This window comes from Desulfitobacterium sp. (assembly GCF_035539115.1).
In the GTDB taxonomy this organism is placed as follows: domain Bacteria; phylum Bacillota; class Desulfitobacteriia; order Desulfitobacteriales; family Desulfitobacteriaceae; genus Desulfitobacterium_A.
The window spans coordinates 47,046-68,011 of sequence record NZ_DATLJA010000042.1 but is presented as its reverse complement, the minus strand read 5'-3'; the positions used below and the strand labels follow the sequence as shown (position 1 = coordinate 68,011).

Annotated in this window: 25 protein-coding genes, 2 pseudogenes and 1 other annotated feature (1 of these 28 only partly in view); of the genes and pseudogenes, 24 read left to right on the top strand and 3 right to left on the bottom strand. The window is 44.0% G+C overall.

The genetic code is table 11. The features are described from left to right. Window positions 1-189, top strand: a binding site (T-box leader); it begins 65 nt to the left of the window's first position. 91 nt (window positions 190-280) lie between these two features. The 11 genes and pseudogenes from trpB (at window position 281) to VM640_RS07915 (ending at window position 6,545) form a co-directional block, all read left to right on the top strand. Continuing rightward, window positions 281-1,465, top strand: a complete 1,185-nt coding sequence (gene trpB / locus VM640_RS07965; RefSeq protein WP_325391036.1) for a tryptophan synthase subunit beta — start codon at window positions 281-283, stop codon at window positions 1,463-1,465. After that, window positions 1,458-2,240: a tryptophan synthase subunit alpha gene (trpA, locus tag VM640_RS07960; protein WP_325391034.1), complete on the top strand. Its 783-nt coding sequence runs from the start codon at window positions 1,458-1,460 to the stop codon at window positions 2,238-2,240. Before trpB ends, trpA begins: the two co-directional genes overlap by 8 nt. A 79-nt stretch (window positions 2,241-2,319) precedes the next feature. Continuing rightward, complete coding sequence (locus VM640_RS07955) at window positions 2,320-2,586, top strand: thioredoxin family protein (RefSeq protein ID WP_325391032.1); 267 nt, start codon at window positions 2,320-2,322, stop codon at window positions 2,584-2,586. A 191-nt stretch (window positions 2,587-2,777) separates the two neighbouring features. Next, on the top strand, window positions 2,778-3,005 hold the full coding sequence (locus tag VM640_RS07950; RefSeq protein WP_325391030.1) for a DUF1858 domain-containing protein: 228 nt from the start codon (window positions 2,778-2,780) through the stop codon (window positions 3,003-3,005). Window positions 3,006-3,021: 16 nt separating this feature from the next. Next, window positions 3,022-3,174: a DUF438 domain-containing protein gene (locus VM640_RS07945; RefSeq protein ID WP_325391028.1), complete on the top strand. Its 153-nt coding sequence runs from the start codon at window positions 3,022-3,024 to the stop codon at window positions 3,172-3,174. Then, window positions 3,167-3,478: pseudogene (locus VM640_RS07940) on the top strand (PAS domain-containing protein); the annotation flags it as partial. The gene VM640_RS07945 and the pseudogene VM640_RS07940, both read left to right, overlap by 8 nt. Window positions 3,479-3,624: 146 nt before the next feature. Beyond that, complete coding sequence (locus tag VM640_RS07935) at window positions 3,625-4,521, top strand: DMT family transporter (protein WP_325391026.1); 897 nt, start codon at window positions 3,625-3,627, stop codon at window positions 4,519-4,521. 25 nt (window positions 4,522-4,546) lie between these two features. Next, window positions 4,547-5,245, top strand: a complete 699-nt coding sequence (locus tag VM640_RS07930; RefSeq protein ID WP_325391024.1) for a peptidylprolyl isomerase — start codon at window positions 4,547-4,549, stop codon at window positions 5,243-5,245. Window positions 5,246-5,308: 63 nt separating this feature from the next. Then, on the top strand, window positions 5,309-5,797 hold the full coding sequence (gene queF, locus VM640_RS07925; RefSeq protein ID WP_325391022.1) for a preQ(1) synthase: 489 nt from the start codon (window positions 5,309-5,311) through the stop codon (window positions 5,795-5,797). A gap of 154 nt (window positions 5,798-5,951) precedes the next feature. After that, window positions 5,952-6,197 (top strand): annotated as a pseudogene (locus VM640_RS07920) (ABC transporter ATP-binding protein); the annotation flags it as partial. Window positions 6,198-6,266: 69 nt separating this feature from the next. Further along, window positions 6,267-6,545 (top strand): thioredoxin family protein, encoded by a 279-nt coding sequence (locus VM640_RS07915; protein ID WP_325391020.1) that lies wholly within the window; start codon window positions 6,267-6,269, stop codon window positions 6,543-6,545. 76 nt (window positions 6,546-6,621) lie between these two features. Here the strand turns inward: VM640_RS07915 and VM640_RS07910 are convergent, their stop codons facing one another. Genes VM640_RS07910 through VM640_RS07900 form a run of 3 tightly spaced genes read right to left on the bottom strand, consistent with a single transcriptional unit; the run spans window position 6,622 to window position 8,814 of the window. Then, a complete protein-coding gene (locus tag VM640_RS07910; protein WP_325391018.1) occupies window positions 6,622-6,846 on the bottom strand; it encodes a MoaD/ThiS family protein in 225 nt (74 codons plus the stop codon). 30 nt (window positions 6,847-6,876) lie between these two features. Continuing rightward, window positions 6,877-7,068, bottom strand: coding sequence for a MoaD/ThiS family protein (locus VM640_RS07905; RefSeq protein ID WP_325391016.1), 192 nt, complete (start codon window positions 7,066-7,068; stop codon window positions 6,877-6,879). A gap of 21 nt (window positions 7,069-7,089) precedes the next feature. Further along, entirely contained in the window at window positions 7,090-8,814 is a 1,725-nt protein-coding gene (locus tag VM640_RS07900) for an aldehyde ferredoxin oxidoreductase family protein (protein WP_325391014.1), read from the bottom strand. A 440-nt stretch (window positions 8,815-9,254) separates the two neighbouring features. On the opposite strand from VM640_RS07900, the gene VM640_RS07895 reads away from it, so the two are divergent. From VM640_RS07895 to VM640_RS07835, 13 genes are all read left to right on the top strand, one after another. Further along, the gene (locus VM640_RS07895; RefSeq protein WP_325391012.1) at window positions 9,255-10,094 is read left to right on the top strand and encodes an ABC transporter ATP-binding protein; all 840 of its coding nucleotides are present in this window, start codon (window positions 9,255-9,257) and stop codon (window positions 10,092-10,094) included. Further along, window positions 10,027-10,803, top strand: coding sequence for an ABC transporter permease (locus VM640_RS07890; protein ID WP_325391010.1), 777 nt, complete (start codon window positions 10,027-10,029; stop codon window positions 10,801-10,803). The genes VM640_RS07895 and VM640_RS07890 overlap by 68 nt, the downstream gene beginning before the upstream one ends. Window positions 10,804-10,821: 18 nt before the next feature. After that, complete coding sequence (thiS, locus tag VM640_RS07885) at window positions 10,822-11,031, top strand: sulfur carrier protein ThiS (protein ID WP_325391008.1); 210 nt, start codon at window positions 10,822-10,824, stop codon at window positions 11,029-11,031. Between the two features lie 43 nt (window positions 11,032-11,074). Next, on the top strand, window positions 11,075-11,887 hold the full coding sequence (locus VM640_RS07880) for a HesA/MoeB/ThiF family protein (protein ID WP_325391006.1): 813 nt from the start codon (window positions 11,075-11,077) through the stop codon (window positions 11,885-11,887). Between the two features lie 11 nt (window positions 11,888-11,898). After that, window positions 11,899-12,321, top strand: coding sequence for a M67 family metallopeptidase (locus VM640_RS07875; RefSeq protein ID WP_325391004.1), 423 nt, complete (start codon window positions 11,899-11,901; stop codon window positions 12,319-12,321). A gap of 305 nt (window positions 12,322-12,626) precedes the next feature. Continuing rightward, window positions 12,627-13,493: a 4Fe-4S binding protein gene (locus VM640_RS07870; RefSeq protein ID WP_325391002.1), complete on the top strand. Its 867-nt coding sequence runs from the start codon at window positions 12,627-12,629 to the stop codon at window positions 13,491-13,493. Beyond that, window positions 13,490-13,735, top strand: coding sequence for a sulfurtransferase TusA family protein (locus VM640_RS07865; RefSeq protein ID WP_325391000.1), 246 nt, complete (start codon window positions 13,490-13,492; stop codon window positions 13,733-13,735). Before VM640_RS07870 ends, VM640_RS07865 begins: the two co-directional genes overlap by 4 nt. Then, on the top strand, window positions 13,735-14,964 hold the full coding sequence (locus VM640_RS07860; RefSeq protein ID WP_325390998.1) for an O-acetylhomoserine aminocarboxypropyltransferase/cysteine synthase family protein: 1,230 nt from the start codon (window positions 13,735-13,737) through the stop codon (window positions 14,962-14,964). Before VM640_RS07865 ends, VM640_RS07860 begins: the two co-directional genes overlap by 1 nt. Before the next feature lie 65 nt (window positions 14,965-15,029). Next, a complete protein-coding gene (locus VM640_RS07855; protein WP_325390996.1) occupies window positions 15,030-16,721 on the top strand; it encodes an adenylyl-sulfate reductase subunit alpha in 1,692 nt (563 codons plus the stop codon). Beyond that, complete coding sequence (locus VM640_RS07850; RefSeq protein ID WP_325390994.1) at window positions 16,705-17,019, top strand: 4Fe-4S dicluster domain-containing protein; 315 nt, start codon at window positions 16,705-16,707, stop codon at window positions 17,017-17,019. The genes VM640_RS07855 and VM640_RS07850 overlap by 17 nt, the downstream gene beginning before the upstream one ends. Window positions 17,020-17,037: 18 nt before the next feature. Beyond that, window positions 17,038-17,838: a sulfate adenylyltransferase subunit CysD gene (gene cysD / locus VM640_RS07845; protein WP_325390992.1), complete on the top strand. Its 801-nt coding sequence runs from the start codon at window positions 17,038-17,040 to the stop codon at window positions 17,836-17,838. Window positions 17,839-17,855: 17 nt separating this feature from the next. Beyond that, a complete protein-coding gene (locus tag VM640_RS07840) occupies window positions 17,856-19,577 on the top strand; it encodes a sulfate adenylyltransferase subunit 1 (protein WP_325390990.1) in 1,722 nt (573 codons plus the stop codon). A 281-nt stretch (window positions 19,578-19,858) separates the two neighbouring features. Then, on the top strand, window positions 19,859-20,911 hold the full coding sequence (locus tag VM640_RS07835; protein ID WP_325390989.1) for an aliphatic sulfonate ABC transporter substrate-binding protein: 1,053 nt from the start codon (window positions 19,859-19,861) through the stop codon (window positions 20,909-20,911). The last annotated feature ends 55 nt before the right edge of the window (window positions 20,912-20,966 follow it).

Below are 20,966 nucleotides of genomic sequence, written 5' to 3'. Positions count from 1 at the left end.
AATGCAGTAATGCAGATTTTTCCGAATGGACTTGCGAGGGCAGCTTGAAACTGTGATCCAGGAGTAGACGCTGACGGGAACCTCGTCCGTTATCAGTGAGGTGCATATGATGGTATGCAAAATGAGGTGGACGATATTTTATCGTCAATTTGGGTGGTAGCGCAGAAGTTAGAAGCTTTTGTCCCTTTATTGGGGCAAGGGCTTTTTTGTTGTCCGGCAGGATAAGGCAACTAGCAACCTCAAGCCACCACTGGAATCAACGAGAAAGGGTGAGGTGTAGATGTTAAAAGGACGGTTTGGAATCCATGGCGGACAATTTATTCCCGAGACGCTCATGAACGCCGTGATCGAGTTGGAACAAGCCTATAACCACTATAAGAACGATCCTGACTTTAAGGAAGAGTTGGAGAACCTTCTCAAAAATTATGCAGGGCGGCCCTCGTTGCTCTATTATGCAGAAAAAATGACCCGCGATCTGGGTGGCGCGAAGATCTATCTCAAACGGGAAGATCTTAACCACACCGGCTCGCACAAACTTAACAATGTGCTTGGACAAGTGCTTTTGGCCAAACGTATGGGCAAGACCCGCGTGATCGCGGAAACGGGTGCGGGGCAACATGGTGTAGCTACAGCGACGGTCGCTGCCTTGATGGGTATGAATTGCGAGATTTATATGGGTAAAGAGGACATTGATCGTCAGGCACTCAATGTTTATCGTATGGAGTTGCTGGGTGCTAAGGTACATTCGGTTACGAGTGGTACCCAAACGCTTAAAGATGCGGTAAACGAAACGCTGCGCGAATGGTCATCGCGGGTGGAAGACACACATTATGTGCTCGGCTCGGTCATGGGACCGCATCCCTTTCCGATCATTGTTCGTGATTTTCAAAGTGTGATCGGTCGTGAGGTTAAAGAACAGATACTTCAAAAAGAGGGCAGGCTGCCTGATGCGTTACTCGCTTGCGTTGGCGGCGGGAGTAACGCGATGGGACTATTTTATGACTTTATTGGCGATCTAGGTGTTCGTCTGATCGGCTGTGAAGCAGCAGGAAAAGGCATAGATACAGACAAGACTGCCGCTACAATGGCAACTGGAACAGAAGGCATTTTCCATGGTATGAAATCTTATTTCTGTCAGGATCAGTACGGTCAGATTGCGCCGGTTTATTCGATTTCTGCAGGACTTGATTATCCGGGCGTTGGCCCAGAGCATGCCTACTTACACGATATCGGGAGGGCGGAATATGTCCCGGTTACTGATAATGAGGCGGTAGAGGCCTTCGAGTACCTCTCGCGGACAGAGGGAATTATTCCGGCAATCGAAAGTGCGCACGCGGTTGCCTACGCCCAAAAGCTGGCGCCGACGATGGGCAAAGACAAAATCCTCGTCGTCAATCTTTCGGGCCGGGGCGATAAAGATGTCGCGGCGATAGCACGCTACAGGGGGGTACAAATTTATGAATAGAGTACAGCAGGCATTTGCCAACGGAAAGGCGTTTATTCCTTTTATCACGGCGGGTGATCCCTCATTAGAAATAACTGAACAGCTGGTGCTAAAAATGGCCGAGGAGGGCGCGGATTTGATCGAACTGGGCATTCCGTTTTCCGATCCGGTCGCTGAGGGCCTCGTCATTCAGCGCGCGGATGAACGTGCGCTGGCGGGTGGTGCAACAACAGACAAAACCTTTGATCTGGTGCGACGTATCCGTAAGGTATGCAAGGTCCCCCTGGCGTTTATGACCTATGTCAACCCGATCTTTACCTACGGTACTGACCGGTTTATGAAAAATTGTCAGGAGACGGGTATAGACGCTGTGATTGTTCCTGATGTACCCTTTGAAGAAAAAGACGAGCTTCAACCGTATTGCACGAAATATAGCATCGATTTGATCTCGATGATCGCCCCAAATTCTAAGGATCGCATTCGCACAATTGCCAAGGAAGCACAGGGCTTCATTTACTGCGTATCCTCAATGGGAGTAACTGGCGTGCGGCAAGAAATCAGCTCCGACGTGAGCGAAATGGTCAAACTAGTCAAGAAAGTCAAGGATATCCCTTGTGCCATCGGTTTTGGCATCTCCACACCAGAACAAGCGGCGAAGATGGTTCAGTTTTCCGATGGCGCGATTGTGGGCAGTGCGATTGTAAAGATAGTCGAGCAATATGGCATGGACTGCGTGCCCCATGTGGCAGCCTATGTACGGAGTATGAAGAAGGCAGTTAGGCAAACCGAAGTTTGAAGGATAAGAGACGTTTGGCCGGAAGGATCCGGAAAAGGTTTACCAATTTATGCAGAAAATTAGAGGAGTATGATGTAAAATGAAACCTGTTCTTATGTTTACCATGAAATCCTGTCCTTACTGCAAACAAGCTCTTCAGTGGATGGATGAACTGAGTAAGGAAAATGATCAATATAGCAGGGTGGCGGTAACAATCATTGATGAAGATCTTCAACCGGACATAGCTAAGCAGTATGACTATTACTATGTGCCAACGTATTTTGTCGATGGCGTCAAACTCCATGAGGGAGTTCCAACTAAGGATATCGTCCGCAATGTATTCGAAAGATCCCTTGAAAATAACTAAGAAGCGAAACGAGAATAGCATAGCAGGTTGAAAACAGCTTAGGTTCAATTCACCTTAAGCTGTTTCTTTTAGATTAATGCCCTTCATTAAAAGAAATGAGATATTAATTTTACTCTAAAAGTATGAGTTAAATCACAGAACTCCTTTAATACTATCAGTATGATGGTCTTAGTTAAGAAGAGGTGATAGCCATGGGCAAAGTGATCGACTTATCCAAGACAGTTTATGAGATTTGTACAGAAGATCCTGGGATCATTGATATTATGAAGGAATTAGGGTTTGAGGGGATTACAAATCCAGGTATGTTAAATACGGCAGGACGTTTTATGACCCTTCCCAAAGGTGCAGTAATGAAGAAACTAAGTATGGAGAAAATAAAAGATGTCTTTCAAAGTAAAGGGTATCAAATAAGGGAATAGGAGAAAACTTTAAATTATGATGGGAGGGAATATCATGAGTGAATTGCTTAATAACCGCGCGTACAGGCAAAAGGTCTTAAAAGAACTGATTACTGATTTGCATAAGGGAAAAAGTGTTGAGGAGGTCAAATCTCGTTTTGCAAAGCTGATTGAGGGAATAGCGCGATGACACCGTAAAATACTTTACCCAAGGAAAAGATCGAATCTTCGCTCGGGCTAAGACTGTTCTTGGTAGAAAAGTTGAGAATTGTCATCCGCCTGCAAGTGTTCACGTGGTTGAGGAGATCGTCGAAGAATTAAAATCGGGTAAAAAAGACCATGAGGATTTCTGGCTTAAACTTGGGGACTCGTTTGTCTATATCCGCTACTTCGCAGTAAGAAATGCGCAAGGCGAATACCTAGGAATCATGGAAGTTACTCAAAATATTAAACCTATCCAAGAGATAACTGGTGAAAAGAGGCTGATGTTATAATGAACGACGTTTCAAAATAGAATGATCATCAACAACTTAGGTGAAAAAGCACACCTAAGTTGTTTGCTTTTATCTTGTAACACGCTCCGATTTGGATTAAAATGGCGGAGGAACAAGCGACAATAATCGAGAATAGGAGTATAGATTTGTTCACATCACATCTTGGCGAAATTGCGGCATTGACGACGGCTTTTTGTTGGACCATTTCGGCAACAGCTTTTGAAGTGGCAGGGAAAAAGGTCGGCTCTTTATCTGTTAATATCATCCGCTTAGTTTTCGCCTTTATCTTTATTTCAGGTTATAATTTAGTCTCGAGGGGAATGCTTTTACCCTTTGATGCGCCGGGTTCGACCTGGTTCTGGTTAATCTGCTCTGGCCTTATCGGCTTTGTCCTTGGAGATTTATTTTTATTCCAAGCGTATGTCGAAGTGGGTTCTCGTATATCACTGTTAATTATGTCCGCCGTCCCACCCATCACAGCTATTGCCGGTTTTTTAATTCTGGGAGAAAGAATTACGCTGATGGCTGCATTGGGAATGGTCATCACCTTAGGCGGAATCGCTCTAGTTATTCTGATGAAGGATTCAGGTAAGAACAAAGTAAAGCTATCACATTCGATTAAAGGGTTAACCTTTGCTTTTTTGGGTGCTAGTGGACAAGCCTTCGGCTTGGTTTTGAGTAAATTGGGAATGGGCGCTTTTGATCCCTTCGCAGCGACTCAGATCCGTATTATTGCAGGTATCTTTGGATTTATCCTTGTCATTACTCTTTTGAAGGGTTGGGGAAAGTTACATACAGCAGTTAAAAACACACAGGCCATGAAATGGATCTCAATAGGTTCCGTGTTTGGTCCGTTCCTTGGGGTTTCTCTTTCTTTATATGCAGTCCAACTTGCTCCCACTGGAGTTGTTTCTACCCTGACCTCAATTACCCCAATCCTCATCATTCCCGTCTCAGTTTTTCTGTTTAAGGAGAAAATACGTCCTCAGGAAATCCTTGGTGCCTTTATATCTCTTATCGGAGTTTCCCTTTTATTCTTATAAAATCACAAGTGAAGGAGGAATTTTCATGCAGAAGCTTAAACTTGCATTACTTGTCTGCGTATCGTTAATCCTATTTACCATCACCGGTTGTGGCACCACAGCACAAAACACGGCTAACAATACCAACAATACGAGTACCAGCAACACGCCCACAAATTCGAATACCCCTGCACCAACGAATGGGGGAACTCAATCAAATTCGAAAAATCCAATTGTCACGATCACCATGGCGAGTGGAGAAGAGATCAAGGTCGAACTTTACCCCAATGTCGCTCCGAATACAGTGAAGAACTTTATCTCCTTAGTGCAAAAGGGATTTTACAATGGGACTACGTTTCATCGTGTTATGCCTCAATTTATGATCCAAGGCGGAGATCCGAATGGCAATGGTACGGGAGGCCCAGGTTATAGCATTAAGGGTGAGTTCACCGAAAATGGGTTTAAGAATACCTTAAAACACGAGCGAGGGGTCATTTCAATGGCGAGAGCAAAGACCCCGGATTCAGCCGGATCACAATTCTTTATCATGGTAGCTCCTGCACCTGACTTGGATGGAAAATATGCTGCCTTTGGGAAAGTGCTGAGTGGAATGGAAACGGTGGATAAAATTGTCAACAGCCAAAGAGATCAAAATGATAAGCCATTACAAAGTCAAGTCATGAAAACGGTGACGGTGGATACCTTAGGTGTGAGCTATGGTGAGCCGGAAGTTATTAAGAAATAGAGTGCTTAAAAGTACCCTGTTGATTCGATAACTTATTGTATGTATTGGAAGGATTGAAAACAGATGACACGTCAAAAAGATGAGCTTGAAACAATTACCCTGCTGGGGAGTCAGGTTAAGTTAAACTTTAACTACAATCCCGATATCCTTGAAGCTTTTGTAAATAAGCATCAGGAAAATGATTATTGGGTCAAATTTAACTGCCCTGAATTTACTTCTCTTTGCCCCATGACCGGACAGCCCGACTTTGCAACGATCTACATTAGCTATATTCCTGATGTCAAGATGGTGGAAAGTAAATCTCTCAAACTTTATTTACTAAGCTTCAGAAATAACGGAGATTTTCACGAGGATGTGGTAAACATCATCATGAAGGACTTAATTAAATTGCTTGATCCACGTTATATTGAAGTATGGGGGAAGTTTCTACCTCGAGGTGGGATCAGCATTGATCCTTATTGCAATTATGGCAAGGGTGAGAAATGGGAGAAGTTCGCAGCTCAGCGTCTCTTTTACCATGATCTTCAGCCTGAACGCGTAGATAATCGGTAGGAAAAAGTCTACTTATGAAGCTCTGCAACTTAAAAGGCAGAGCTTTTTTATTAAGAGCTCAACCAATTCATCACTTTTTAATTGAATCCTCCCAGAATCCCCATTCGTGTTCTCCGTTTGTTTCGGTATACGTTGGAGTCACTCCGCAATACGATCGGAATCGTTAGATAATGAAAGTGAAAAATTCATTCAAAAGTCCTTAGCAGAACTCTCGCAAAACAGAACTACAATTGTTATTGCTCATCGACTCAGTACCATTCGCAATGCGGACGAAATCATCGTGATCAACGACGAAGGGATACAGGAACGAGGAAGCCATTAACAACTTCTTGAAATAGGCGGAATTTACGCTCACTATTACACGATGCAATTTGAAGGCAGGGAAATGGAGGATAAATAAACAAATGCTGCATGGGAAACACTAGCCTTCGTTAGAAATTATCTTCGCCCAAGAAAGGATGTATGTTCGATGCTTAAAGAGATAGAATCGGGACGGCTGCCTATCGTGTTAAATAGTCCGACTCCTTTTGCCCTTGAATTTGGTAATTCAACTGTTGAGCGAGTAGCTGATACACAAAAGTCTAAAGTAGAAGTCTATTACGTTGATGTAGATAAGGTTCCGGAAATTAAGGATGAGTTTCAAGTTAAGGAGCTACCGACTATAATTTTGTTTAAGGACGGCAAACCCCAAGACACGTTGATCGGTAATCATCAGGAGCGTGAAATAGACAATTTTCTAAACCAATAAATTGTAGGCTTATTAAGCGTACACATTAAGAAAGACCGTACTGAAAATTTAGTGCGGTCTTTCTTATCTTTTACTATTACATACCACCGACTGGAGGCGAAAAAGCAACGGTATCGCCATTCTGCAGGACATGCCCGAATTCTACATTATGACTATTGACGAGACATAAAGCCACTTTATCCAGTGGCAGATCATGCTTTTTAATAACATCAATTACACGGCTATTTTCCTCTAACTGAGTCATTTCTTGTTCAAATCGACCTTCACGCAGGTCGCCGAAAAGTTTTACATTCACATCCATTTGACTAACCTTCCTTCGAAAATTATATCCTTACCCCTCTCCTACAGGAGGAAAAATCGAAATAATATCACCCTCTTTTAATGTTTGTTCATGCTGAACATCCCGGCCGTTAACGAGACAAATTGTTACTTTCTCGAGTGGAATAGCATAGTAGTTGATTATATCAATAACCCGGTAAGAATCTTGAACTTCAATCTTACCGACCTTCCCGTAAAGAGGCAAAAAGCTTTATAGTGATCTACATTAGAACGTGTAAACCTGATCAAGCTCCTCACCCGTGAAATCCCAAGTCGCGTTATGTGGAGGTATCGGTTCACTAAAGAATTCCGGTAACCGATCATCTTTTTTAGTAAATCCCGCAGCTTTGTTGAAGCTCCGTTCCGTTTTAAGTACAGACTTACCCATTTCGAACCAATCTTCTACTGCCCAATTTGTACCATATTGAGCGTTGATCATGTCGATAAGAGCGTGAGAGACCGGTTCGTAATCCAGGATGGCAAACGCAGTGAAGATACAAAGACCCGCACTGTCGATGGCAGCGGTGGAAATTTGCATGTTTCTGGAAAGTTCCACCTGACCTTCTTTAGACAACGGGTCGACGTAGCCGCCCACTTTTAATATATTCGATGTAACGGTATACCCTGAGGTATGGTCAGCACCCATGGGGCTCGTGGCATAAGTCACTCCAATACCTTTGACAGACCTTGGGTCATAGGCCGTCATCGTTTGATGTTTAACCGTCGGTATACGAGTTACGCCATAGGCTTGACCAATAAAATTGGCTCCGTTACCAAGGATTCGGCCTAAGGATGTGCCTTCTTTAATCTCCTCTTTCAAAAATCTAAGGATCCCGTGACCATCTCCCCAGGAAAGTAAGCCTGCTTCCATAGCGACCATCATGGCGCCGGCGGTTTCAATCGTATCAATCCCGATATCATCGCAAATATTATCCACATGGGCAATAATATCTAGATCGTCAACCAAACAGCCGGCCCCAAACCCCCAAATTGTTTCATATTCAAAACCTGAGGTAAGATATCGACCGTCTTTGTCGTTATAGGTTTGAGAACAACGAATGATACACCCTACATGACAGCCATGAGTGGAATCTCCCTTTCTGCTCGCGATCGTATCATACATGGTCTCGCCGCAGATCTTTTCTGCTCCGTCAAACTGACCTAACCGGAAGTTCTTCGTAGGAAGACCACCCGCCTCATTAAGAATATTGACCAAAACGTCAGTACCGTATTTGGGTAGGGCATTGCCACTCACAGGGTGGCTTAGTAATCCCTTGTTAAAAATCTGAGCTGCGTTCTTGAATTTCTCTTTGTCGAGAATGCTAATTCCTTCTCCGTCGTTATCGTCAAGTGTTATGAACTTTATCCGTTTTGAACCCATTACAGCTCCGAGTCCGCCGCGTCCAGCGCTACGAATATGGCCTTTGGGGTCTTTAACCGAAATATTAGCCGCCGCCATTTTGTGTTCCCCGGCTTGCCCAATGGTCATTACCCCTGTATTTTCTCCATACCGTGAGGTTAACGTATGAATGACTTCATAGTTGCCTTTACCCAGGAGCTCGGTCTCTTCTTTAATTTCCACACCATCTTTATGAACATGAAGGCAGTACCATTTATCTCCTTCGGGAATGCCCTCTACAATTAGGGCTTTAACCCCCAGTTTGGCAAGTCTTTGAGCTGCAGTTCCGCCAGCGTTACTCTCTTTAATACCGCCTGTTAATGGACTCTTGGATCCGACCGACAAGCGCCCTGAGTTTCCTGCCATTGTTCCAGCAAGCAATCCCGGCGCAAAAACCAATTTGTTTTTTTTGCCGAGCGGATGGCAGGTTGGATCAACTTCTTTTGCGACGATGGCCGAGGTTAAACCTCTACCCCCAAGCACGTTCCACTCTTTAGGTACTTCCTCTGCGACAAAAGAAAGATCCGACATATTGACACGATAGAGTTTCATCTTGTTACCTCCAAAACTCATAGGTTTTATGAACCCAGTTCATCCAGAATTCATAAAGTATATTCTTCCTTTTCTCGGGTGGTTTGATTCATCTAAGAAGTGGTGAAGGTAATAATAAATAAAATATTGACATTTAATTCTTTTCAGGATAATATCATACTAAACCGCTTTGAATTATATTTTGATCTTACTAACAGAAAGTATAAGTTTTGGGCAGATAGCATAAGTGCAACCAGCGGTTTTCGCTTTCGCAAGCTCGGCGAAAGCCGGGTTTTCTTTATATGATGGATAAGAGCGGTGCTTCTGAGGGAGACTTTTTGTTTGTTTAGTGAGAGGCCTTTTCAATACCCTTAACTTAACAAACGTTGTGTGTTTTTTTACTCGCAATTCCTAGTAAACTTATATGCTTAGCAGGAATAAATTAGACTGAGGTGATCATTTTGAGTTTACGCGTCGAGAAGGTAAGTAAGGATTTTTCGACTCAGCATAAGTCCACACACGCTCTTGAAGAGGTTGAATTACAAGTGGAAAAGGGAGAATTTGTCTGTCTTTTAGGTCCTTCGGGTTGCGGAAAATCCACGTTGTTAAATATTATCGCGGGTTTAGATAGAGCGACTGAGGGTGAAGTTCATCTGAATGGACGTGAAATTACGGGCCCAGGTCCAGACCGCGTGGTTATGTTCCAAGAATCAGCCTTGTTTCCCTGGTTAAGGGTGATTGATAATGTCGAGTTTGGGATGAAACTGGCAGGAATTCCAAAAGTGGAACGACGAAAGAAGGCTCTTGAATATTTAAAAATGGTCCGTCTAACCCAGTTTAAGAATTCCTTTATTCATGAATTATCCGGTGGTATGAAACAAAGGGTGGCACTCGCTCGCGCTTTAGCGCTTGATTCTGAGATTCTGCTCATGGATGAACCTTTCGCTGCGCTTGATAGCCAGACCAAACGCATTTTACAAAATGAACTTCAACGCATTTGGGCAGAAACACATAAAACGATTATCTTTGTGACCCACAGTGTAGAAGAGGCAGTGCTGCTTGGTGACCGGATCGTCGTTATGGCTGCGAATCCTGGCCGAGTTAAAGCCGAGTTTCGCCTTGATCTGCAGAGACCGCGGAATCTTGAAGATGCTCAGTTAAGAGCCATAATCGCCGAGATCATGAAAGACCTGAAGGAGGAGGTAGAGAAGGTTGCCCAAGAGGAATACGACCTTGATTGGAGTACTGGAAAAGATCACGTTTTATCTGCTGGTGATCCTACTGTGGGAGTTCGTTTATAAGCTGGGCGTCGATGTTTTTAAAATATGGAAAGTATATATTTTCCCTTCTCCAATCGCTGTCTTCCAAACGTTATGGCAGATGATCAAGGATAACACCTTAGGGATCGCCATCTTAGCCAGCATGAGACGAATTATTGTCGGTTATTCGATTTCGCTGCTGCTTGGTGTTATTATCGGTTTCATTTTAGTTAAATTCAAATATCTTAACCGTAATTTACGTCCTCTTATTCTAGGATTACAAACTCTCCCGAGCATCTGTTGGTTACCCTTTGCTATCCTCTGGTTCGGGATCAACGAGAGTTCCATCCTTTTCGTCATCATCGTTGGTTCAACCTTTGCAATCGCAATTGCGACAGAATCTGGGATTAAAAATATCAATCCGATCTACATTCGAGCTGCAAGAACCATGGGGGCTAAGGGGTTTAATATTTATCTGAGCGTGATTATCCCTGCGAGTCTTCCCTCGTTCATTTCTGGAATGAAACAAGGATGGTCCTTTGCTTGGCGGGCACTTATGGCGGGGGAAATGCTCTCGGCCACGAAGGGTCTCGGTCAAGTGCTTATGGTCGGTAGGGATATGGCTGATATCAGTCAAGTCATGGCAGTGATGGTCGTTATTATTATTTTGGGTCTGGCGGTCGACAAACTTGTCTTTGGCCGTTTAGAAATAAGCGTTCGCGAAAAATGGGGCTTGGAAAGAGCTGCATAAAAGAAAGGATGAAAAACGATGGTTATTAAAGTTAATGGTAAAGAAGTTAACTTAGAAAAAGAAGTCACGATCAAGGAACTCCTCGTAATTCAACAGGTTCAAATGCCTGATTATGTTACAGTGCAAGTTAATGAGGAACTCGTCGATCAGGGGCGATTTAATGAGGTCGTAGTTAAGGATCAAGATACGGTTGAATTTCTCTACTTCATGGGCGGCGGAAGTTGCTAAGAAGCACTCCTGGAAAATTCAGAAGAGAAAAGAGGAATACAGTGTGGCTTTTACAGACGAACAACTCGACCGTTATTCCCGGCACATTATCTTAAAGGAAGTCGGGGTTAAAGGGCAAAAAAAATTATTAAAGAGTAAGGTTCTCATCATTGGAACGGGCGGGCTAGGTGCTCCTGCGGCCATGTTCTTGGCAGCTGCAGGGGTAGGTACGATTGGACTTGTTGATTATGACGTCGTCGAATTATCCAATCTTCAACGTCAAATCATCCATTTCACCCAGGATGTTGGAAAACCGAAGGTTCTTTCCGGCCAGGAGACGATTAACCTCATGAATCCAGATGTTAATGTGATTACCTATCGTGAATGGGTGAGTGCTCAAAACATCGAAGATATCATAAAAGACCAGGATTATGATTTCATTATTGACGGAACCGATAATTTCCCAGCAAAATTCTTGATCAATGACGCTTGCGTGTTCTTAAACAAACCGTTTTCTCATGCCGGTATTATTCGTTTTCAAGGTCAGACGATGACTTTTGTTCCCGGACAAGGACCCTGCTACCGCTGCATTTTCCATAATCCGCCGCCGGTGGATGCAGTTCCGACCTGTAAACAGGCTGGAGTTCTCGGCGTCATGGGAGGAATTATTGGAACGATCCAAGCGACGGAAGCCATTAAGTATATTCTCGGCATCGGGGAATTGCTCACGGGACATCTGCTCACCTATGATGCGTTAACCATGGAATTTAGGAAAATTAAACTCTCCAATAATCCAAAATGTGAGGTCTGTGGTGAACACCCCACGATTACAGAGCTCATTGATTATGAACAAACCCAATGTGATATTAAGTCTTAGAGGTGTAATGCATGACGATTCTTCTTAAACAGCAAGACTATGTTGAAATCCTTTCTTATACCCAGGAGAAGTTGCCGAATGAAGCGTGTGGTTTACTGGCTGGCCGGATTGAGGGTGAGGTTAAGACGGTTGAAAAAGTCTATTACCTTATAAATGTGGACCAAAGTCCGGAGCACTTCTCCATGGATCCGAAGGAACAGTTTGCAGCGATTAAAGATATCCGGAGCAAGGGTTGGATGCTGCTTGGAAATTTTCATAGCCATCCCAGTTCGCCCTCAAGACCCTCGCAGGAAGATATTCGCTTAGCCTTTGATCCCGACGCGAGTTATCTCATTCTTTCGCTTCAGGATAAGGAGCATCCCGTGTTTAAAAGCTTCAAAATCAAAGAGGGAACCGTGAACGAAGAGGAGCTGCGACTATTCGATTTACCCTGAAAACCCTTTAAGAATAACTAAAAGGGACCCGATAGCGTAGCTTCTCGCACAGGAATGAACGATTTGCACGGAAGGGCAGTAAAGGAAACTTGACTTGAGTTGAGGAACGAAACGCAAGCCTTAGTTGACTTATCCTCGAAGGGGACTAAGGTACACTACGTTTCCGTGGGTTAGCGGCGCCAGTGGTTCACATGCAGAAGGCAGAAGGGTTTGGCAGAGCTCCCAGGGAAGCGAGTGTGCCAGCCCTGAAGCGCTAAGTGAATGGATGTGCGAGAAGCTACTGTAAGCAGAGGAGGAAAGAAATCATGGCAAAAGTAGATTATAAAGCCTTAAAAGCCGGCGGTCTGATGAGACAAGTCCAAAAAGAGCAGTTTTCCATGCGTTTAAAGACTGTAGGAGGACAAATCTCTGCTGAACATCTTAAAAAAATCTATGAAATCGCCAATAAATATGGGCAGGGTTATGTTCATTTAACCTCCCGACAAGGGGTTGAGATTCCCTTTATTAAGCTTGAGGACATCGAAGAAGTCAAACGTGAAATGGCAACAGTGGGACTTCTCACCGGTGTTTGCGGTCCACGCGTGCGTACAATTACAGCCTGTCAAGGTTCGAGCGTCTGCCCAAATGGGCTGATTGAGACGATCCCCATCGCCGAAAAATTGGATCAAAGATATGCGGGTCTCGAGTTCCCGCATAAATTTAAATTTGGGGTAACCGGATGTAACAACAACTGCCTTAAAGCCGAGGAGAATGATATAGGAATCAAAGGTGGAGTTCAACCGGAATGGCAAGTGGATCCCTGTACGTTCTGCGGTCTTTGCGAAGCGGTTTGTCCGAAGAAGGCTATAAAAGTAGATCGAGACGCTCAGACGGTTACATTCGAGCAAGATCTCTGTAATTTTTGTGGAAAATGTGTGAAATCTTGCCCGAATGAAGCTTGGACTGGGAAAAATGGTTATTCCGTTTATTTTGGGGGACTCTTTGGCAATCAAATTGCAACCGGTAAGTCCATTTTTCCGATGATTTATGATGAAGATGTTCTCTTCAAAGTCACGGATCGGACGCTTGAATTCTTTAAGAAACGTGCCAAACCCGGAGAACGGTTTGGATTAACCCTTAAACGAGTCGGTTGGGAAGAATTTGAGAAGGATCTTCAGGAGGCTTTAAAATGAGCATCAAGGCCAATGATTTTATCGACATTACGAATGTCGTTTGCCCAATCACGTTTGTCAAGGTTAAAGTTGCGATCGAAGAGCTCGAACCGGGTGAAATCTTAGAAATCAAAATGAGCTCTGGAGAACCCATTCAAAATGTGCCCCGGAGTCTGAAGGAAGAAAATCACAAAGTCCTTCAAGTCGTGAACAATGAGGATGAGACCTACACCGTTTATGTAGAAAAGGGTGAGGAGCTGTAATGAAATTCAACACCTCCTTACTCCATGGCAATTTCAAGGGTGACCCAAAATCAGGGGCAACGACGATCCCCATCTATCAGTCCACGGCGTTTGCTCATGAAACGGCGGAAGAGTTAGAAAGAATTTTTACAGGACATGAACCAGGTTTTCTTTACACGCGACTAAACAACCCTACAATAGAGAGCTTTGAACGTCGGATAGCCTTCTTAGAAAAAGGCGTCGGAGCCGTTTCCTGTGCTTCCGGTATGGCGGCCATAAGTATGGCTGTACTGACTTGCTTACAAAGTGGGGACGAAATTCTAGCCGGAAGTGGAATTTTCGGAGGAACGTATGCGTTGTTTGAGGGCTTTAAACCGCTGGGCATTCAGGCTTCCTTCCTTAAGGAAAGCACGGTTGAAGGTTTTGAAGCAGCAATCACGGACCGAACGCGAATAATCTTCGTCGAAAGCCTAGGGAACCCCAAACTCGATGTTCCGGATATCAAACAGCTTGCTGAGTTAGCACATGCGAAGAGAATTCTTCTAATAGTGGATAATACGTGTACGACGCCCTACCTTATTCGCCCACTCGAACTGGGTGCCGATATCGTGATTCACTCGACCTCTAAGTATATTAACGGAAGCAGTAACTCGATTGGCGGAATCATTATTGCGAATGGGCGCACAAATTGGGACGTTAAGAAGTTCCCCAGCATTAAACCCTATAAGAAGTTTGGTCAATTCACGTATTTGGCGAAATTACGCCAGACAACTTTTAAGGATTTTGGAACCTGCAGTGCTCCAATGAATGTCTATTTGACCAGTTTAGGTTTAGAGACCCTCGGAATTCGCATGGATCGCATCTGTGATAATGCCTTAGCCCTTGCGAAGTTCTTGAAAGAGCAACCGCAGGTGAGTTTCGTAAACTACCCTGGGCTTGAGGATAACCCCTATCACGAAATTGCCCGAGAGCAGTTCTCTGGAAAGTTCGGAGGGCTCCTAACCCTTCGCGTCGGTTCCAAGGAAAATGCCTTTCACGTCATCAATAATCTGCAATACGCTTTAAATGCGTCGAATATTGGAGATGCTCGGACGTTGGTGGTTCATCCTGCTTCTACCATCTATGCGGGCAACACGCTTGAAGAACGAGAGAAGATGGGGGTTTATGAGGATCTCATTCGGGTTAGCGTAGGCCTCGAAGACGCTGAAGATATCATCGAAGATTTTCTCCAGGCGTTGGTCAGTCTTTAAAGAGAGAAGCCAAGAGAAGAAGAATAGAAAAAAAGCGTAAAGTAATTGAGAAAATGGAGTAGGTCATGGACTTAGAAATCAAAGAATTAACCACAGATATTTTGATCATTGGTGGTGGAACAGCGGGTTGCTTTGCAGCCCTCACGCTAGCTGAGCATTCCTCCTGCCAGGTGCTTATCGCTGAGAAAGCAAATATTAAACGCAGCGGCTGTCTGGCTGCCGGGGTCAATGCGTTAAATGCCTACATCGTCAAAGGAGAAACTCCGGAAACCTACCTCGATTATGTTCGCAACGATTCTGAAGGGATCCTTCGGGAAGACTTGGTCTATTCCCTTGCACAACGACTCAATAGCGTCACGGAAAAGATGGAAAGCTTGGGTCTGGTGATCCAAAAGGATGAGCTGGGAGAGTATGTGGCTCGTGGACGGCGCAATATCAAAATCAATGGTGAAAATATCAAACCTCTCCTCGCCGCTGCCGTGGAAAGTCAGGAACAGATCACGGTCCTTAATCGTGTGAATATTATTGATTATCTGCTCAAAGGCAATCAGGTTATTGGCGCCTATGGTTTCTCACTTGATAAAAACGTCTTTTATACGCTTCGAGCGAAAGCCGTCATCTGTACAACGGGTGGAGCTGCAGGTCTATATCGACCCAATAACCCGGGCTTTTCTCATCATAAGATGTGGTATTCGCCGTTTAACACGGGTGCAGGGTATGCTATGGGAATTCGGGCTGGTGCCGAAATGACGACCTTTGAGATGCGTTTTGTCGCCTTAAGATGCAAGGACACGCTTGCTCCTACCGGAACAATTGCTCAAGGTGTGGGAGCACCCCAGGTTAATGGCCAAGGGGAACTCTACGAAACAAACTATGGAACGCCTTCAACCCCCATTCGTATGTACTCGACGGCAATGGAAAACCTGCAGGGTCGCGGTCCGTGTTATTTAGCGACGAAAGGAAAATCACCTGCAGTTGAGCAGGACTTGTATAAAGCCTATCTCAATATGGCACCCGCCCAAACCTTAAAATGGCTCGAAAGTGGGAAGGGGCCGTCCCAGGAAAACGTCGAAATCGAAGGTACGGAACCATATATTGTGGGTGGCCATACCGCCAGTGGATATTGGGTGGATACTCAGCGAGCAACCACCCTCCAAGGACTCTATGCCGCTGGAGATGTGGCTGGGGGAAGTCCGCAAAAATATGTGACGGGTTGTTTTGCCGAAGGCGAAATAGCCGCACTCGCAGCTTTAGATTATATTCGAAACCAAACCCTTCTATCAGTTGACCTTGTGGACGTTCAGCGTAAACGCGATGAGCTTCAGTCCTTCTTGAATCAATCTAACGCAAGTCGTTATTCGATTGAAGATCTCGAAGAAGCGATGCAGAAGGTTATGGATATCTACGCTGGAGGCATCTCGGAAAATTATTTAGTTAATACCCCAAAGCTCAATCTCGCTAAAGAAAAAATTAACGTTTTGCTCAAACTGAGTCAGTCCTTAAAAGCCGAGGATCTGCATGAACTTATGTTGCTCTACGAGGTCATTGACCGCCTCTATGTCTGCTTAACGCTGATTGAACATTTACTCGCTCGCAAGGAAACCCGTTGGCACTGCTTCCAAGAGAATGCAGATTACCCAGAAAAAGATGATCAGCACTTCTTGAAATACGTTAATTCGCGTTATCAGCAGGGGAAAGTCGATATTCTATTTCGGGATCTTGTGACAAAGGATGTGAACTATGAGCATCGTGATTAACCGTGAACAATGCACCGGCTGCGGCAAATGTCTCAAGGTTTGCCCCGGGAACTTGATTTTTAAAGATGAATTCGGCAAGTCCTTTATCAAATACCCCAAGGATTGCTGGGGATGTACCTCCTGTCTCAAGGAGTGTGCTTTTGGCGCAATCCAATTCTTTTTGGGTGCAGATATCGGGGGGCAAGGTGGATATATGCAGACCCGAAAGGATAAAGACCTTCTGCACTGGTCTATTCACAAAGCCGAGGGGGAACCGATAGAAATCACCATTAACACTAAAGATCCGAATCAATATTAAAAATATGGAGGCCTTATTATGGATCATCTTGACCAATTAGAAGCCGAAAGTATCTTTATTTTAAGAGAGGCTTATAAGAAATTCGGAAAGCTCGGCATGTTATGGTCGATTGGCAAAGATTCGACCGTCCTTCTCTGGTTAGCTAATAAAGCTTTTTTAGGGTATTGCCCGTTTCCTCTGATCCATGTGGATACTACCTACAAGATCCCGGAAATGATTGAATTCCGTGACCGCATGGCCAAGGAATTAAAACTGGATTTAATCGTGCATAAAAATGAAGAAGCTTTGGCTGCAGGCATGGGTCCACAACGAGGCCGGCTCGAATGCTGTAAGGCGTTGAAGACAGACGGGCTTCAACAAGTCGTCACCAAATATGAGTTCGAGGGACTTATCCTAGGAATTCGGCGCGACGAAGAGGGGTCACGCTCCAAGGAACGCGTCTTTAGTGAACGCAATCAGAACTCGGAATGGGATTATACCAATCAAGCTCCAGAGCTCTGGGATCAATTCAAAACCGATTTTCCGAAGGGAAACCACATCCGAGTTCATCCGCTTCTTCAATGGAATGAGCTTGACATTTGGAGTTATATTGCCCGCGAAAATATTCCCGTGGTGGATCTCTATTTTTCTAAGAATGGCAAACGCTATCGTAGCTTAGGGTGTGCTCCTTGCACGGGTCAAATCAATTCGAACGCCTCCACAGTGGAAGAAATCATCGAAGAGTTGAAGCATACAACGATCAGTGAACGTGCTGGACGTGCTCAAGATCAGGAAGATGCTTATGCGATGCAAAAACTACGTAAAGAAGGATATATGTAAGAGGAAGGGTAAAAACGATGGAAAATGAAAGAGAGACACTGAATATCGTCGCCGTTGGGCATGTTGACCATGGAAAATCGACCGTCATCGGGCGATTACTCTATGACACTCATTCTATCCCCGAAGGAGCTATTGATCGCGTGAAGCGTATTTCCAAGGAAAAAGGAAAGCCTTTTGAGTATGCCTATCTCTTGGATGCCTTCGAAGAAGAACAGAAGCAAGGGATCACGATTGATACGACTGAGATCCAGTTTCGAACCCCCAAACGGGATTATGTGATTATTGATGCTCCAGGACACAAAGAATTCCTTAAGAACATGATTTCGGGTGCTGCTCATGCCGAAGCAGCGCTTCTCATTATCGATGCAAATGAAGGAATTCAAGAACAATCCAAACGTCATGGCTACATTCTTTCCCTTTTAGGAATTAAGAAGGTCTATGTCCTGGTCAATAAAATGGATTTGGTTGGGTACTCCGAGAAGAAATTCCTGGAGATTGAATATGAAATGAATCGCTTCTTAAATAACTTGAATGTCTATCCCCTGAAATATATCCCAATCTCCGCTTTTTATGGGGACAACATGATTGAGAAATCAGAGAATATGCCCTGGTACGATGGAAAACCAATTTTAGAAGCTATTGACGACTTTGAAAAGGGGAAAGGTCTGGAAAACAAAGCGTTAAGATTCCCAATTCAGGATGTCTATAAATTTGATGCCCGACGTATTATTGCCGGAAGAATTGAATCCGGACAATTAAAGGTTGGAGATCAGATTCTCATCTCACCTAGCAATCACGTAACCCAGGTGAAATCGATCGAAGCTTGGGTGGAAAAAGATCGTGTTGATATCGTGAAAGCGGGCATGTCCGTGGGGATTACTGTGGAAGATGAGTTCTTTAACAAACGTGGAGAGTTCATTTCTCACGTGGAGAATGCACCGCTTGTGTCCAACTTCTTTGAGGCCAACCTATTCTGGATGGGTAAACAAAGCCTAGTTGAGAATAAAAAATATAAACTTAAGTTGGCTACCCAGGAAGTAGAATGCGAGATTTTTGCAATCAATAAAGTCATTGATGCCACCACGCTTGCAACTAATGATGAGGCAGTGGTTGTGAAGACGAATGATGTCGCTGAAGTGATCATCAAGACAAAAGAAAGCATCGCTTTTGATGAGTTTAAAAATAATCAGCATACGGGAAGATTCGTACTTGTTGATGGTTATGATGTATGTGGCGGGGGTATTGTTTCAGGTCTTGTAAAGGCTATTGCTACGGTTAATAAGTTTGTCAAAGAGAATTTAGAAGTCAATGTTCAATGCTTTGATGAATACTATATGCTCCTTCCAGGACAGGATATCCAGAAGTTCACGCGTCATCCTCGAGTCTACACGATTGGAGAACCACTGCCGGTCGCAGGGGACACCTATTCCTATCCCACAAGTTTTAACTTGATCGACTTAGAAAATCAACATGTCGTCAAGGTCCGAAACTCGAAGTTTGAGAATTTGCTTTCTCTCGAGGATTATTCCTATGAACCAGTTGTCCATCTTAATACCCTTGGGCTAACCATAAAACTCCAATCTGCTGATGATTATCAACGTTTTATCAACGAGTATAAAGGCTTATCAAACCCTAAACGTAAAGATGAGTTTTTTGCCAAACAATGGCTTAATTTCTCCAAATACCGGAGCATTGGCTTCAAACAAGCTTCGAAATTAAACGCGGAATATGAAATCTAAAAAATCTTCGTAGGATTAGCGATAACTTGGCTGGCGCTCGAAAGGCACTTCTTTTTGCATCTTGCTTGTAAAGGCGTCTGCCGAGCTTATTGATCCTTCCCAATAGAAGGTGAATCATATCTGTACTTTTTTTTACTAACAGAAAGTATAAGTTTTGGGCAGATAGCATAAGTGCAACCAGCGGTTTTCGCTTTCGCAAAGCTCGGCGAAAGCCGGGTTTTCTTTATACCTTGAATACTAATAATGATATGATTGGATAACTATGAAATGGAGGGTTAAGGATGCCTAACCGAAAAAATTCCCATTTACTCTCTATCGTTCTGATTTTCTTAATTTTTACGGGACTTCTAACCGCTTGCGGGACTCAGAATGAAGCAGCGAATTCAGGAGCTAATTCAAATGTCCGAGTCGGTTTTTTCCCGAATATTACTCATTCTCAGGCTTTAATCGGCAAAGCGGATGGTTCTTTTCAGAAGGCCATCGGTGATGCCCACACAGTTGAATGGAAACAATTCAATGCAGGCCCTTCCGAGATCGAAGCTTTATTTGCAGGAGAATTGGATATTGCTTACATCGGACCGGGGCCCGCCATCAATGGCTTCACCAAATCCAAAGGGGATATCCAGATTATCGCAGGGGCCACGGATGCTGGAGCAATCCTAGTCACAAGAAAGGATCTACCGATTAAAGATGTTAAAGAATTAAGCGGAAAGAAAGTCGCAGTGCCTCAGTTTGGAAATACTCAAGACCTATCGCTACGCAACTTGTTACAAGCCAATGGCTTGAAAGATACGACGAAGGGAGGAACTGTTGAGATTCACCAGGCCAATAATTCGGACATTAAGACCCTCCTCGACAAAGGTGATATCGATGCTGCTTTGGTTCCAGAACCCTGGGGTTCAATTCTTGTCAAGGATGTCCAGGCCAATGTTGTACTCGATTATAATCAAGTCTGGAGAGAGGGCAATTATTCGTCTACAGTCGTCGTGGTGAGAACCCAATTTCTAAAGGATCATCCCGATATCGTTGAGAATTTCCTCAAGAACCATGTTGATCTCACCGATTATATTAATACAAATAAAGAAGAAGCCAAGCAAACTGTGAATGCTCAGATCACAGAGCTAACGAAGAAGCCGTTATCCCAAGAAATTCTCGATGCAGCCTTTGGGCGACTGACAATCACCAGTGATCCTGAGAAGGATTCTATTTTGGATTTTGTGACGCTGTCTGTTAATACGGGTTTCATTAAAGAAAAGCCAGATACAACGAACCTTGTGAATTTAAGCGTACTGAATAAGGTTCTTCGTGAGAAAGGGAAGAGTGAAATACAGTAATTTAATGCTTTAAATGTAGGAATATATTGGGTATACTGAGAAAAGGTGAATTTCA

What these genes read in the sequence shown, in the direction of transcription:
- VM640_RS07870 (WP_325391002.1), top strand. Translation starts at nt 12,627, where the DNA reads ATGGCAAAAGTAGATTATAAAGCCTTAAAAGCCGGCGGTCTGATGAGA.
- VM640_RS07955 (WP_325391032.1), top strand. Translation starts at nt 2,320, where the DNA reads ATGAAACCTGTTCTTATGTTTACCATGAAATCCTGTCCTTACTGCAAA.
- VM640_RS07860 (WP_325390998.1), top strand. Translation starts at nt 13,735, where the DNA reads ATGAAATTCAACACCTCCTTACTCCATGGCAATTTCAAGGGTGACCCA.
- VM640_RS07900 (WP_325391014.1), bottom strand. Translation starts at nt 8,814, where the DNA reads ATGAAACTCTATCGTGTCAATATGTCGGATCTTTCTTTTGTCGCAGAG.
- VM640_RS07835 (WP_325390989.1), top strand. Translation starts at nt 19,859, where the DNA reads ATGCCTAACCGAAAAAATTCCCATTTACTCTCTATCGTTCTGATTTTC.
- VM640_RS07855 (WP_325390996.1), top strand. Translation starts at nt 15,030, where the DNA reads ATGGACTTAGAAATCAAAGAATTAACCACAGATATTTTGATCATTGGT.
- thiS (WP_325391008.1), top strand. Translation starts at nt 10,822, where the DNA reads ATGGTTATTAAAGTTAATGGTAAAGAAGTTAACTTAGAAAAAGAAGTC.
- trpB (WP_325391036.1), top strand. Translation starts at nt 281, where the DNA reads ATGTTAAAAGGACGGTTTGGAATCCATGGCGGACAATTTATTCCCGAG.
- VM640_RS07840 (WP_325390990.1), top strand. Translation starts at nt 17,856, where the DNA reads ATGGAAAATGAAAGAGAGACACTGAATATCGTCGCCGTTGGGCATGTT.
- VM640_RS07930 (WP_325391024.1), top strand. Translation starts at nt 4,547, where the DNA reads ATGCAGAAGCTTAAACTTGCATTACTTGTCTGCGTATCGTTAATCCTA.
- VM640_RS07910 (WP_325391018.1), bottom strand. Translation starts at nt 6,846, where the DNA reads ATGGATGTGAATGTAAAACTTTTCGGCGACCTGCGTGAAGGTCGATTT.
- VM640_RS07915 (WP_325391020.1), top strand. Translation starts at nt 6,267, where the DNA reads ATGCTTAAAGAGATAGAATCGGGACGGCTGCCTATCGTGTTAAATAGT.
- queF (WP_325391022.1), top strand. Translation starts at nt 5,309, where the DNA reads ATGACACGTCAAAAAGATGAGCTTGAAACAATTACCCTGCTGGGGAGT.
- trpA (WP_325391034.1), top strand. Translation starts at nt 1,458, where the DNA reads ATGAATAGAGTACAGCAGGCATTTGCCAACGGAAAGGCGTTTATTCCT.
- cysD (WP_325390992.1), top strand. Translation starts at nt 17,038, where the DNA reads ATGGATCATCTTGACCAATTAGAAGCCGAAAGTATCTTTATTTTAAGA.
- VM640_RS07850 (WP_325390994.1), top strand. Translation starts at nt 16,705, where the DNA reads ATGAGCATCGTGATTAACCGTGAACAATGCACCGGCTGCGGCAAATGT.
- VM640_RS07875 (WP_325391004.1), top strand. Translation starts at nt 11,899, where the DNA reads ATGACGATTCTTCTTAAACAGCAAGACTATGTTGAAATCCTTTCTTAT.
- VM640_RS07945 (WP_325391028.1), top strand. Translation starts at nt 3,022, where the DNA reads ATGATGGGAGGGAATATCATGAGTGAATTGCTTAATAACCGCGCGTAC.
- VM640_RS07865 (WP_325391000.1), top strand. Translation starts at nt 13,490, where the DNA reads ATGAGCATCAAGGCCAATGATTTTATCGACATTACGAATGTCGTTTGC.
- VM640_RS07950 (WP_325391030.1), top strand. Translation starts at nt 2,778, where the DNA reads ATGGGCAAAGTGATCGACTTATCCAAGACAGTTTATGAGATTTGTACA.